At 45.5% G+C, this 13,255-nt stretch carries 17 protein-coding genes; all 17 read right to left on the reverse strand.

Features of this window, described 5'->3' with window-relative positions; all coding sequences use genetic code 11:
• Nucleotides 1–67: 67 nt before the first annotated feature.
• On the reverse strand, nt 68–694 hold the full coding sequence (gene hisIE / locus HNR44_RS11325; RefSeq protein WP_184404387.1) for a bifunctional phosphoribosyl-AMP cyclohydrolase/phosphoribosyl-ATP diphosphatase HisIE: 627 nt from the start codon (nt 692–694) through the stop codon (nt 68–70).
• On the reverse strand, nt 691–1,449 hold the full coding sequence (gene hisF / locus HNR44_RS11330; RefSeq protein WP_184404388.1) for an imidazole glycerol phosphate synthase subunit HisF: 759 nt from the start codon (nt 1,447–1,449) through the stop codon (nt 691–693). Before hisF ends, hisIE begins: the two co-directional genes overlap by 4 nt.
• Nucleotides 1,443–2,183 (reverse strand): 1-(5-phosphoribosyl)-5-[(5-phosphoribosylamino)methylideneamino]imidazole-4-carboxamide isomerase, encoded by a 741-nt coding sequence (gene hisA, locus HNR44_RS11335; RefSeq protein ID WP_184404389.1) that lies wholly within the window; start codon nt 2,181–2,183, stop codon nt 1,443–1,445. The genes hisF and hisA overlap by 7 nt, the downstream gene beginning before the upstream one ends.
• The gene (gene hisH / locus HNR44_RS11340) at nt 2,170–2,823 is read right to left on the reverse strand and encodes an imidazole glycerol phosphate synthase subunit HisH (protein ID WP_184404390.1); all 654 of its coding nucleotides are present in this window, start codon (nt 2,821–2,823) and stop codon (nt 2,170–2,172) included. The genes hisA and hisH overlap by 14 nt, the downstream gene beginning before the upstream one ends.
• Nucleotides 2,824–3,417 carry an imidazoleglycerol-phosphate dehydratase HisB gene (gene hisB, locus HNR44_RS11345; RefSeq protein WP_184404391.1) on the reverse strand — a complete coding sequence of 198 codons (594 nt, stop codon included), beginning with the start codon at nt 3,415–3,417 and terminating at the stop codon, nt 2,824–2,826.
• Complete coding sequence (gene hisD, locus HNR44_RS11350; RefSeq protein ID WP_184404392.1) at nt 3,410–4,693, reverse strand: histidinol dehydrogenase; 1,284 nt, start codon at nt 4,691–4,693, stop codon at nt 3,410–3,412. The genes hisB and hisD overlap by 8 nt, the downstream gene beginning before the upstream one ends.
• Nucleotides 4,674–5,336, reverse strand: a complete 663-nt coding sequence (gene hisG / locus HNR44_RS11355; protein ID WP_184404393.1) for an ATP phosphoribosyltransferase — start codon at nt 5,334–5,336, stop codon at nt 4,674–4,676. The genes hisD and hisG overlap by 20 nt, the downstream gene beginning before the upstream one ends.
• The gene (locus tag HNR44_RS11360; protein ID WP_184404394.1) at nt 5,329–6,525 is read right to left on the reverse strand and encodes an ATP phosphoribosyltransferase regulatory subunit; all 1,197 of its coding nucleotides are present in this window, start codon (nt 6,523–6,525) and stop codon (nt 5,329–5,331) included. The genes hisG and HNR44_RS11360 overlap by 8 nt, the downstream gene beginning before the upstream one ends.
• 356 nt (nt 6,526–6,881) lie before the next feature.
• On the reverse strand, nt 6,882–7,127 hold the full coding sequence (locus tag HNR44_RS11365; RefSeq protein WP_184404395.1) for a hypothetical protein: 246 nt from the start codon (nt 7,125–7,127) through the stop codon (nt 6,882–6,884).
• 239 nt (nt 7,128–7,366) lie between these two features.
• Nucleotides 7,367–7,855 carry an acyltransferase gene (locus tag HNR44_RS11370; protein ID WP_184404396.1) on the reverse strand — a complete coding sequence of 163 codons (489 nt, stop codon included), beginning with the start codon at nt 7,853–7,855 and terminating at the stop codon, nt 7,367–7,369.
• Nucleotides 7,852–8,508, reverse strand: a complete 657-nt coding sequence (gene ppaX / locus HNR44_RS11375; RefSeq protein WP_184404397.1) for a pyrophosphatase PpaX — start codon at nt 8,506–8,508, stop codon at nt 7,852–7,854. Before ppaX ends, HNR44_RS11370 begins: the two co-directional genes overlap by 4 nt.
• On the reverse strand, nt 8,474–9,436 hold the full coding sequence (locus tag HNR44_RS11380) for a nucleoside recognition domain-containing protein (protein WP_184404398.1): 963 nt from the start codon (nt 9,434–9,436) through the stop codon (nt 8,474–8,476). The genes ppaX and HNR44_RS11380 overlap by 35 nt, the downstream gene beginning before the upstream one ends.
• A gap of 19 nt (nt 9,437–9,455) precedes the next feature.
• The gene (gene lgt / locus HNR44_RS11385) at nt 9,456–10,304 is read right to left on the reverse strand and encodes a prolipoprotein diacylglyceryl transferase (protein WP_184404399.1); all 849 of its coding nucleotides are present in this window, start codon (nt 10,302–10,304) and stop codon (nt 9,456–9,458) included.
• 24 nt (nt 10,305–10,328) lie between these two features.
• On the reverse strand, nt 10,329–11,264 hold the full coding sequence (hprK, locus tag HNR44_RS11390) for an HPr(Ser) kinase/phosphatase (protein ID WP_184404400.1): 936 nt from the start codon (nt 11,262–11,264) through the stop codon (nt 10,329–10,331).
• A 220-nt stretch (nt 11,265–11,484) separates the two neighbouring features.
• On the reverse strand, nt 11,485–11,832 hold the full coding sequence (locus tag HNR44_RS11395; protein ID WP_184404401.1) for a phage holin family protein: 348 nt from the start codon (nt 11,830–11,832) through the stop codon (nt 11,485–11,487).
• Nucleotides 11,832–12,023, reverse strand: coding sequence for a PspC domain-containing protein (locus tag HNR44_RS11400; RefSeq protein ID WP_184404402.1), 192 nt, complete (start codon nt 12,021–12,023; stop codon nt 11,832–11,834). The genes HNR44_RS11395 and HNR44_RS11400 overlap by 1 nt, the downstream gene beginning before the upstream one ends.
• A gap of 28 nt (nt 12,024–12,051) precedes the next feature.
• Nucleotides 12,052–13,227 carry a DUF4097 family beta strand repeat-containing protein gene (locus HNR44_RS11405; RefSeq protein ID WP_184404403.1) on the reverse strand — a complete coding sequence of 392 codons (1,176 nt, stop codon included), beginning with the start codon at nt 13,225–13,227 and terminating at the stop codon, nt 12,052–12,054.
• Nucleotides 13,228–13,255: the final 28 nt, after the last annotated feature.

The following is a 13,255-nucleotide window of genomic DNA, read 5'->3' on the forward strand; positions in this document are numbered from 1 at the left end:
TTATTTCTATTATAACATAAAATATGACGCACCCCAAAAACCCGTGTGCGTCATCATCTCATTCACCTTATTTCGCGTGTCGTTCCCTTAATGTTTCCATCATACGATCAATCGGTAATTGCTGTTCTTCTAACAATACGAGCAGGTGAAAAATAAAATCAGCGCTCTCCCAAGAAAGTTCGCGTTTATCGCGATTTTTAGCCGCAATAATAATTTCTGAAGCTTCTTCGCCGACTTTTTTCAAAATCTTGTCTATGCCCTCATCAAATAAATACGTCGTATAAGAGCCAGCAGGACGTTCATGCTTCCTCGATGCTATGGTGGCGGTTAGCTCTCTTAAAATCTCAAAATCACTTTTTTCAGAAGTAGTTTCTTTCGAGAGCAGACTTTCGGTAAAACAGGTATATGTACCACGATGGCAAGCCGGGCCCTCCGGCTGAACGAGAACTAAAAGCGAATCCTGATCGCAATCATAACGAATATCAATGACGTTTTGCACATGGCCCGACGTCTCCCCTTTATGCCAAAGTTCTTGGCGGGAACGGCTGTAAAACCAGGTTTCTTTCGTCTCCATTGTTTTTTTTAGCGATTCTTCATTCATATAGGCGACGGTGAGCACCTCTTTACTCATCACATCCTGCACGACCGCAGGAATTAATCCATCAGCATTATAAACGAGTTTATCTGCATTCATCGCACGTTCACCCCTTGTTTTCTTAACGCATCTTTCACTTCCGAGACAGCCGTTTCTTTGTAATGAAAAATGGAAGCTGCCAAGGCTGCATCAGCGCCCGCCTGCACAAATACGTCCGTAAAATCCTGACGATCTCCGGCTCCCCCGGAAGCTATCACAGGAACGCTTACCACTGCGTTCACCGCACGCGTTAACGCTAGATCAAATCCCGTTTTCGCACCGTCCTGGTCCATACTCGTTAACAGTATTTCACCTGCACCTCTTCGTACAGCTTCTTGCGCCCAAGCTGTCACCTCCAAGTCGGCCTCCTGACGCCCGCCATGCGTATATACACGCCACGATTGCAAACGATCGTCCCATTTTGCATCAATAGCAACAACAATGCATTGGGCTCCAAAGAAATCAGCGCCTTCGGAGATGAGTGTCGGGTTTTTTACCGCTGCCGTATTCAATGATACTTTATCTGCACCTGCACGTAGAATCTGGCGCATATCATCCACACTGTTGATACCGCCGCCAACGGTGAACGGGATTGCAAGTTTTCCCGCCACTTCTCGGACAACATCCACCATTGTTTTCCTTCCTTCATGAGATGCCGAGATATCGAGGAAAACAAGCTCGTCCGCTCCTTCGCGATCGTAATAAGCCGCGAGATCTACCGGGTCCCCTGCATCTCGTAGCCCTACGAACTGGACACCTTTGACAACCCGTCCTTCCTTCACATCCAAACAAGGGACCAGCCGCTTCGTTAACATGACTCTCTCACCTCTTTAAGTGCTTCTTCTAAGTCAACCGCACCAGTGTATAGGGCTTTCCCTACGATCGCGCCCACGAGTCCGTCTTCCCGATTGTGCAAAAGCGTACGGAGATCATCTAGATGGGTTACACCGCCAGAGGCAATGACGTTGGCACCGCTTGCTTTTGCAAGAGCAGCATTAGCCTCCACATTCGGTCCTTGCAACATTCCATCTTTTTCAATATCAGTAAAGATAAAAGTATCCGCACCTGCGGCCTTCATCTTAATCGCGAGCTCTTCCACTTGAACACCCGAAGATTCTAGCCAGCCATTCACCGCTACTTGACCATTGCGCGCATCAAGTCCAATCACGATCCGCCCGGGATATGTTTGTAACATCTTTTCTGTAAAAGCAGGATTTTGTACGGCGACCGATCCTAAAATAACGCGCTCTACCCCACCTTCTAGATAATGTTTGACATCTCTTTCCGTGCGAATGCCGCCACCTATCTGAATCATTACATCTGTTTCCTTTGCAATTTGAAAAATCGCTTCATCATTGATGGGCTTTTTTTCACGGGCACCATCCAAATCGACAACGTGTACCCACTCCGCGCCAGCTTCCGCAAATGTCACGGCCATTTCAGCAGGCGAGTCCCCATAAACGGTTTCCTGATTATAATCCCCTTGCCGCAACCGCACGCATTTTCCATTTCGGATATCGATGGCAGGAAATAAATTAAAAGCTGTCACTTCGTTCTCCCTGCCTTTCTTGAACGTATTGTACATAGTTATTTAAAAGCTGCATACCAAGGATACTGCTTTTTTCCGGATGAAATTGAGTGCCAAACACGTGATGACGTCCGACTATCGCTGGCACCTCTCCATCGTAATTCGCTGTCGCAATGACGACATCCGGGGTGTCAGCATGTACCACATACGAGTGAACAAAATATACATGTCCTTCTTCAGCACCTTTCACAAGCGGCTGGTTCGGCTGCTGATACCGAAGGATATTCCAGCCCATATGGGGCACTTTATAACGGACCCCTGCCCGTGTTTTTCCTGCAAAACGCCGCACTCTTCCCGGTAAAATATCAAGCCCTTCGGTATATCCATTTTCCTCACTTTCAGCAAATAGAAGCTGCATACCAAGACATATTCCGAGAAGGGGATGGCCCTCCTTAACCCACTGCTGGATCATGACGTCCATCTTTTTTTTACGGAGAATCGCCATTGCGTCTTTAAATGATCCGACGCCAGGTAGAATCAACCCCTCACATGCAGAGAGCGTATCAAGATCTTCACTCAAGACGTACGGAGTATCCAGACGCTCGAGTGCTTTGCTCACGCTATGTAAGTTGCCCATTCCATAATCTACGATTCCGATCATCTATAACATCCCTTTCGTCGATGGGATCCCTTTGACGCGTGGATCTCTTTCCACCGCGTCTGCTAATGCCCTTGCCAATGCCTTGAAAATCGCTTCGATGATATGATGAGTATTCCACCCGTAATGGACAATTACATGAAGATTCATACGTGATTCAACGGCGAATTTCCAGAGAAACTCCCGTACAAGCTCCGTATCAAATGTACCAACCTTAGGGGCCCCAAGCTCGCCCCGAAATTCAAGATGGGGGCGATTACTAAGGTCAACCACAACCTGAACAAGGGCGTCATCCATAGGGACATAGGCATGTCCATATCGACGAATGCCTTTTTTATCCCCGAGTGCTTCATGGATGACTTGTCCAAGACAAATCCCTACATCTTCTGTTGTATGGTGATCATCAACATCCACATCACCAGCAGCCTGCACACGTATATCAAAATGGCTATGTTTCGTAAAAAGATCAAGCATATGACTCAAAAACGGAACCGGGGTATCAATACTTGCTTGCCCTTCACCATCTAACACAACCTCTAATTCAATGTCCGTTTCCCCGGTTTGACGCCGAACGTTTGCATTTCTTTCCTTACTCATGCTCAGAGGCTCCTTTCTTACGAATTTCCACAGCCCGTGCGTGTGCTTCAAAGCCTTCGACACGTGCAAGAGAAGCAATCATCTTTGCATTCGTTTCAAGCGCTTCTCGGCTATAATGAATAATACTTGATTTTTTAATAAAATCATCGACGGTAAGCGGACTTGAAAAACGCGCGGTTCCATTCGTCGGCAAAACATGGTTGGTCCCGGCAAAGTAATCACCCACCGTTTCAGCACTGTTTTCACCTAGAAAAATGGCCCCAGCGTGTCTGATTTTCCCTAGATAATGAAACGGTTCAGCCACTAAAACCTCCACATGTTCGGGCGCTAATTGGTTCACCACATCTACCGCCTGGTTCATGTTGGCAGTGAGATAAATGGCCCCATAATCATCAAGCGCTTTCCGTGCAATGGCTGCCCGTGGAAGGTCTTCTAACTGACGATCCACCTCTTCTACTACCTTGTCCGCGAGTGGTTTTGATGGCGTAACCACAATTGCTGTCGCTCGTTCCTCATGTTCAGCTTGTGATAATAGATCAGCTGCAACATAATCCGCACGTGCAGTGTCATCTGCGATAACCACGATTTCACTAGGACCCGCGATCATGTCAATATCGACGTGTCCATAAACCGCACGTTTGGCTAATGCGACAAAGGAATTTCCAGGTCCAACGATTTTATCAACGGCGGGGACAGACTCGGTGCCGTAAGCTAAAGCGGCAATTGCTTGCGCACCCCCAGCTTTGACGATCTGCTCTACACCTAGTTCAGATGCTGCAACGACAACTGCAGGATGCAGAAGCCCAGAAGTGTCGGGCGGTGACGTCATGATAATTTGACCGACGTTTGCCACTTGCGCGGGAATCACATCCATCAGGATCGTCGAGGGATAGGCGGCTTTTCCGCCAGGCACATAAACGCCAACCGCGTCTAGGGGGGTAACTTGCTGCCCAAGCATCGTTCCGTCTTCTTTCGTCGTCATCCACGACTGGGACCGTTGACGTTCATGGAAATCACGGATATTTATGATAGCTTGCTGCAGAGCTGAGATCACAGTATCATCAAGCGCTTCATACGCTTTTAACCGTTCTGTTTCAGTCACAAAAAGCGCATCCAACTCAGCGCCATCCAGTTTTTTTGTATACGCCCGCAACGCTTCATCGCCATCTTTTCGAATGGCCGCGATGATTTCATCTACAATGGCCTGGGTGTCTTCATTTCCCGTTTCCGGATCTCTTCGTAAACTTATACGTTCATCAACTTGTATGATTTCCAAGGAGAGTTCCCCCTTCCTCAACAACCATGGATAAGCGAGCAACAATTTCGTCAATCTGTTGATCTTTCATGCGATAGCTCACTGGATTTACGATTAAACGCGACGTCACAGACTCAATTGTTTCTAGTTCCAATAGCCCGTTTTCTTTAAGTGTCCGTCCACTAGAAACGATGTCAACAATTCGATCAGCCAGCCCGACTAACGGCGCAAGTTCAATGGAACCGCTGAGCCGAATGACTTCTACTTGTTCTCCTTGTTCTTTGAAATATTGCGTCGCGATATTTGGGTACTTTGTAGCTATTTTTGGCGTGACCCGCTTAGGCATTCGATTCGGTAACCCCGCAACTGCCAAATAACAGGCACTAATGTGGAGATCGAGCACTTCATACACGTCTCTTTGTTCCTCCAGCAGAACATCTTTGCCTGCCACACCAATGTCCGCGACGCCATGCTCCACATATGTCGGTACATCCATCGGCTTGGATAAAAAGAATTTCATCCCTGCATCGGGGGCCTCAACGATGAGCTTCCTGCCAGCAGAGAAATCATCCTGCAATGGGTACCCCGCCCGCCGCAGTAGTTCTGCCGCCTCTTCGAAAATCCTGCCTTTCGGCATTGCAAATGTAATCCAATCGTTACTCATCTTCTTTCTCCCTCCTCGAGCCAGTATCCAGGAAGGAAACGACCTCCGAGTATCTTTTGATATAAGCATCAACATCAGGAATACCTGCGATATTCTGCAATACAACTGCCTCTCCTTGTTTCCGGCGCCTATGCGCTTCACGCATTGCTTCCTGTTGCTGTTCTTTACAAAAGAGAACAAGCACTGGGTTTGCCTTTCTCTCCCCCTCTAAATGGTTCACTGCTTCGATCAGCCGATCCAGGCGAATGCCAAAGCCTGTCGCACTAGCCGGCCGCCCAAATTTTCCGAGCAATTCATCGTACCGCCCACCGCTCGCGAGAGGGAAGCCCAGTGACCCTCCATATCCTTCAAACACCACTCCTGTGTAATAATCGATATGCATGACTAGATTAAGATCGACTTGCATATATTCACTTACACCAATCGTTTCAAGTACTTTCCATAATGCCTCAATCTCAGCGATCGCTTCATGGGCTTCTCGAGTGTGGGCGATCTCCTTCGCACGATTAAGCACCTCAATGCTGCCGCGCAATTGATGCACTCGATTGAGGCGTGTTTTATCTGATGTAGTAAGGTCGAGACGCTCGACATATTGCCGATATCCAACATAATTTTTTTCATACAGATAACGTTTAAGTTCATTAGCAATCGCCTCGTCAGCGACAATTTCTGCAAATAAAGCGTTCATAAAACCAATATGCCCAACGGCTAACCGAAAGTTTGATAACCCGGAAGCACGAAGGGAAGACTGTAGTAACGCAATCACTTCAGCGTCTCCGTTAATGGTAGAATCCCCCACGAGTTCAACACCAAATTGCTCAAATTCCGATCGTCTCCCCCCCTCTCTTTGTTGAGCACGAAATAGAGAACTGCAATACGACAACCGAATGGGGAGGGGTTCGTCTTGCATGCTGGAACTAACAACACGAGCGATTGGTGCTGTCATATCCGGGCGCAGTACAAGCGTTTGTCCTTCCCGATCCATCAGTTTAAACAACTGTTGATCAAGAATGGCTGAAGCTTCTCCAACCGTATCATAATATTCCAGCGAAGGCGTTTGTATGGGGCGATAACCCCAGCTCTTCACCTCACATTCAATATCACGACGCACCTCGCCCGTACGTTCATAGAGCGCAGGCAACGTATCAATCATTCCTAATGGCTTTTCAAACATCAACGGCAATGACATGCGACAGCCTCCATCTAAATCCTTTAGTTCGATAATGTAATAAAATGTTTTGTTATTTTATAGTTTACAGGGAAGGTTCCACATCGTCAACGATTCGACCTAAAAGAGCGTGTTCAAAAAGGAGGAGAAAAAGAGCTAGCAGGTCGAGAAGACGCAGATTCTAGCATCCTGCCTGCACGACGAAAGTATTCACTTCGCACGAAGAAAAAGTGGTTCTTTTTCGAGGATATGGTTTCATACGTAAGGAGCACAGACGCAAGACGACGAAGAGATACGACGGCCATTTTCCCAGACTTTTTGAACATCCTTTAATAGCTGTAAAAATCCGTATTACATCACTAGCAATACGGATCCTTTTAGACAACGGCCTCATTGTTCACAGGGTTTGACCCATTTTTTCTAATCACAAAAGTGAAGACATAAGCAAGTACGCTTAACGTTAACACTGAAAAGATAAAAAAGACGATGTAAATGTCACTATACTTCCTAAATAATTCAATAAAGGCATACAATAAAAATCCTAAAAAAGCGATTTCACCAGGAATGGTAAGAACAAACCCGAAGGGAACGATCGATGTAAACACGCTAAACAGAAATTGCAAAGCAGCCAATCCTATGATCAACCACGGCAGTACGTCACGAAAGTTGGCAGGCAAACGATCCCGTATAACCATACAAAGCGTATAATATTGCGCGTAAGGGATAAATGCCCCTCATTTTGTGCCAGGCGAAAAAGGCCAAATGCAAATAATAGATACATCCCCACTCCGATTAAAACTATGAACAGAATGAAAAACAATAAACCTAAAACGATGAACGCTTCCACTATCCCTCCACCTTTTTATGCCCTCGAACTTCGAATCACCTGCATTGGATTTCCCCCAACAAAAGTTCCAGCAGGTACATCTTTATGTACAAGCGTCATCGCTGAAACAACGGCTCCGTCTCCTATGGAAACACCAGGAAGAATTAACGAATGTGCACCGATCATGACATTATCCCCAATATGAACTTCTCCGATACGAAATTCATCGATCAAATATTCATGCGCGAGAATAGTTGTTTCAAAGCCGATGACACAGTTGTTCCCCACCGAAATTTTTTCCGGAAACATTACATCCGGTGTCACCTTCAAGGCAAAAGCTGATTTTTCACCAACATTCATCCTTAAGAAACTCCGATATAGCCAGTTTTTAACGCTCAGAAAAGGGGTCACACGAGCGATCTCAATGACGACAAAATTTTTCACGACTTTAAAAAACGAAACCGTTTTATAAAGCCGCCAGAGGGAGTTGTCTTTAGGAACAGGGTAACGTTCGGTCTTTCTCATTTGACCGGCGCCTCCAAAATCGTGAGAAGTTCGCGCATGTCTTCGAGCATGATGTCTGGTTTCTCTTTTATTAACGCCTCGGCTCCTTTAATCGACCAGGCAACAGCGGCGGTTTTCGTTCCCGCTTGTTTCCCCCCTTCAATATCGTGAACATTATCCCCGACCATTAAGGTATGTTCTGGCACAGCACCTAATGCATCCATTGCCTTCTCAAGCGGCTCAGGATGGGGTTTAGCATGTTCGACATCATCCAGAGTGATAACGGTTTTGAAGTAAGGTTTTAATCCGGTTAATTCCAGTCCTTTCCATGTCGTCGGACTTCGTTTTGTTGTGACAATCCCTAATTGAAATCCCGCTTTGGAGAGTCCTTCAACCGCTTCTCGGACACCGCTGTATTCTTTGAGGAGCTCATCGTGGTGAGTATGATTATGTTCCCGGTACATGGCCATCATTTCCCCAGCTTTCTCCGGGTCCAGCGAATGAAAAGTATCATGGAGAGGCGGGCCAATAAATGGAAGAATATCCTCACGTTGAAATCTTCCGGGAAAGTAATGATCCAATGTATAAGTGAAAGAAGCAATAATCAAATCGTTCGTATCAATGAGTGTTCCATCAAGATCAAAAAGTACTGTATTCACGTTCTGCATCGACATAGTCCCCTTTCTGCTGTCTTTCTGCTCGATTCCAGAAATACGCAATCGCCATCGTTAATAGTATGGCAGTAACCACCCGTATAATAAGCAATGGCAAAACCGGGATACCGAGCGGAATAAAAATAAGCGTATCTTCAATAACGCCATGACAGGCGACAAGAAAAATAAAAACGAGATATAAATCCTTTTTTTTCACCCCGTTCTCACGCGCTTCTTGAATCATAACCCCTGCTCCAAAAGCAAGACCAAATATAATCCCAGATGCTAGCGTGGTAGAGGTATTGGGTTGAATTCCAAGCATTCGGGTAAAAGGAAGCATTTTATTCGAAAACCAATCAAGGATATTAAAATCTTTCATCACTTGAATTAACATCATAATTGGAAAAACGAATATTGCCAGTTGCAATACGCCCATCGAGGCACTCATAACCGCTTCCCAAAAGATTTCGAAACTACCGCTGGCTTCGGTGGTTTCAGTGCCGCTCACAAAGCCATACTGGGCAGGTTCATCCCCTCCCTGCCAAATCCAGTGAATAAGAAATGCAGAAACCACGGCTAACCCGATCCTCACCGCCAATACGACCGAAATACGAATCCCGAGCTTAGCAGCCACCGCTGATTCAACAAGTAAATTATGTGAAAATGAAAGCATAACGGCTAGAATAAACACTTCTTTTACAGTAAATTCAAACGTTAATATTGACCCGATAGCCGCGTATAAATTCAAAAAATTCCCAAGCACAAGCGGGATAGCCGCTTCACCAGGTAACCCGATCCAAGACATGAACGGCGCCAGTTGGGAAGAAACCCAATCAAGCACCGGTGTAAAAGAGAGGAGCGTCACAGCAAAAGTGATCGGGAATATGATTTTGGCCAACATCCAGGTCGTTGAGAACCCAGATTTTAAACCTTTCTTGAATGTTTGCATGTCTTATCCTACCCCATTGTCACTTTTTCTTCTTTTTATTCTTCTTTTGTTCCTTATCCGTATCATAATATCGCTTTTTCGCTAATCCCTTTCTCCGGCGATAAATCATGACGATGATGGATCCGACAATAAGAATGATCGAGATGACTTGTGCGGTACGAAGAAAATCGGCGATCATTAAACTGTCGGTACGGAGGCCCTCGATGAAAAAACGTCCAAAGGAGTACCAGATAACATACGTTAAAAAGAGTTCACCCCGACGTAAGTTCACACGACGTAGATAGAGGAGCAACGCGAACCCTAAGAAGTTCCAGATTGACTCGTAGAGGAAAGTAGGATGGTAATATGCACCTTCAATGAACATCTGGTCGATGATCCATTCGGGCAACATGATATTTTCCAAGAATATACGAGAAACCTCGCCTCCGTGGGCTTCTTGGTTAATAAAGTTCCCCCAGCGTCCAATCGCTTGGCCGAGAATAATACTGGGCGCTGCTATATCCGCCAGCTTCCAAAACGAAATTCCGCGAAGACGGGCAAATACCGCCCCTGTGATTACCGCTCCAATCAGGCCGCCATGAATGGCGAGGCCACCTTCCCAAATGGCAAACATCTGCAACGGATCATGTACATAGTATTCCAAATTAAACAATACATAGTAAAGACGAGCGCTAATAATAGAAATGGGAATGGCCCAAATGAGTAAATCAGCGAATAAATCATTGGGAAGCCCTCGTTTTTTAGCCTCTCTTGTCGCTATTATGTAACCTATGAGTGCCCCTAACCCAATAATGACGCCGTACCAATACACAGATAACGGCCCAAGCTCGAATGCAATCGGATCGATGGGTTGGACTTGATAAATCATTGATCCCATCCCCTTACTTTTGGTTTAAAGTTCATCGCGATCATAATCTTCAATCACATCCATTAATTTATCAGAGAATTCCTGCGCAGCATTGATCCCCATTCGTTTGAGCCGGAAATTCATAGCAGCCACTTCCACAATTACCGCCAGGTTACGCCCGGGCCGAACAGGAATGGTGTATTTCGGAATGTCTGTCTCGATGATACTCATCTTGTCCTCATCAATGCCAAGGCGGTCATAAGCTTTTTCCTCATCCCAAAGTTCAAGATGGACATTCATAACAATTTTCTTAAAAGGGCGCACTGCACGGGCGCCGAATAACGTCATCACGTCGATAATGCCAAGCCCACGTATCTCAAGAAGATGTTTAATGAGGTTCGGCGGACGTCCCATTAACGTATCGGCATGCTGTTGGCTAATTTCTACCGAATCATCAGCCACTAAACGATGACCGCGTCGTACGAGGTCAAGGGCAGTTTCGCTTTTTCCAACACCACTGGCACCAGTGATCAGTACTCCAATTCCATAAATATCCACAAGCACACCATGAACAGCTGTTGTTTCTGCAAGCTGAGCTTCAAGAAAATTTGTTATTTGACTAATCAGACGCGTTGTCGTCACATCCGCGCGCATAAGAGGGACCCCTGCATGCTCTGAGGCATTAATGAGTTCCGGTGGTGCTTCTAAATTTCGCGATATGATAATACCTGGTGTATTTTGCGTACAAAGTTTATCAAGTCTCTCTACTTTTACATCCGTATCTAAACGCTCAAGAAATGTGAGCTCCGTTCGACCGAGCACTTGCAAGCGTCTACGTGGGTAATATGTAAAATAACCTGTCATTTCCATCCCCGGACGAGAAATGTCGCTCATCGTAATCGGGCGATAAATCCCTTCGTCTCCACTTAATAGTTCCAAGGAGAAACGGTCGATTAACTCCCGCGCTGTGACCTTTGTCATCTTGTTCCCTCCATGATTCGAAAAGCTTGATAGAACGCTCCATCGCTAAGAAATCCATTTCATTGTAGCACGTTTTTACGTTCGAATGGTATGGCCAAACCTTTTCTGCACCTTTCACGGGCATGATGCATATTTTACTTCTTAAATGTTTGTGGAGTGATTTCATCCTAAAATTACTAAAAAGTACCCGCCTTCATGCAAAGCAGGTACTTTTTACCTTCTATTTAAATGGCTTTAGCACTAGGTTAATCAGAGCATTGATAATCGCCATGACGACTGCCGCCAGGATTGCCGTCCCAAAGCCGTCGATTACAAATGCATCACCCATGACCCACGAAATCAACATTAGCAGCACCGCATTGATCACAAATAGAAAAATCCCTAGCGTCAACACAGTAATGGGGAGAGTAAGAGCGACGAGAACCGGCCTCACAACCGCATTCAATATTCCAAGAAGCACAGCAGCAATCAGTGCTGCCCAGATATTTTCCAATTCAAAGCCAGTAAAGAAAAAACCTGTGAGTATTAAAACTACCACATTCACTAAAATATTGAATAAGCAGCCCATTATGAAGCTCCTTCACTTGGCACTAACACCGTAAGTGCGAGATAGATAAGAACCGTGACCGGTAGACCAACAAAGAGACCGATCACAGCAATTACTCTAATGATGATCGGATTGATATTCAGATGTTTGCCAATTCCTCCACAAACACCAGTGATCATCCGGTTGTTCTCGGAACGAACGAGATGTTTCATTTCGCTGATTCCCCTTAAACTTCCAATTTTAACGATCATGCGTCTTCAAAGAAACAGAGCCCGTTTTCGTACTGGCATCCACACGGAACACAGTTGATTGATCCGGATTGGAAACGAGCGTTAACGATTTTTGAATAAAATCGCGTTTTTCATCGACGACCTCCACATTGGGAAGCTTCCAATGGTAATTTCCGACATTTGTTCTTAACTTACCTTCTGTACGTACCCCTTCTGGTACAGCGATAAATACGGAACCTGTCGTTGCCCTTAAAGAAGCATGCCCGCTTTTACTTTCCAGAACGCGGCAATTTACAGAGCCGTTAACGGATTCGGCATCAATGTCTTGAACGTCTCCATCGATATCGATTGTACCGTGTACGGTTCGAAGGTCGGCTCGTTCTACTGAACCCCCTCTAATATCAATCGGGCCGTTGACTGTTTCTGCTTCAAGCTTAGTAGTATGAATATCTTCTATCTCTAAACCTCCGTTTACCGCTTTTGCGGACAACGATATGGCGTTGATACCATTCACGTGCAAATGGCCGTTAAAGGTGTAAACACTAAGTTTCTCATAGCGCTCTTTAGGAACATATACTGTAGCCTGCAATTTGATTTTCCTCGATTTTGTATAGAATCGAAGTTCACCATCCACAGATTCAAAAACAGTGTCTTCAAGGAAAATTCGACGGGCGTCCTCTTCGCTTTCCGCTTTATAAACTTTTGCACTGCACTCAACCTTACCATCAGCCTCATCCCACGGCTGTATATCAATCGAGCCATTTTCAACAGACAAGTCAAAATTCCGCTCTTTCATGTTTGTGTGCTGAAAAATATGGTTGATATCCTGTGCAGAACCAAAGTTAAAGTCAAGATCCATCTCTTTGATTTTATGAACAGCGGTATCTACAAAATCTGTGAACCAACGTGCCCCTTCGGACCAAGGAGAACCTTTGCCCTCCCATTCTTCTTGACGCTGCTTCGCCGATTCATCAAAATGGCGGTTACTTTCGTCCCAATTAATCTTCGTCGTTAAATCAGTACTTGATGTATATCGCGGCTCTTCTTTGCTTTTTCGTGATGTGGCTTCACTTGATGTCGTTTTCTTCTCGTTTTCCGGGGTTAACGCTTTGATCAGTTTACTTCCGTCCTCTGCGCTGATCTTACCTTCTTCTACCATCTTTAGAATCATTTTACGTTCTTCCATGATTTATCCCCCGCTTTTTAATTTCATC

This window comes from Geomicrobium halophilum, assembly GCF_014207655.1.
GTDB classification, from domain to species: Bacteria; Bacillota; Bacilli; order Bacillales; family Marinococcaceae; genus Geomicrobium; species Geomicrobium halophilum.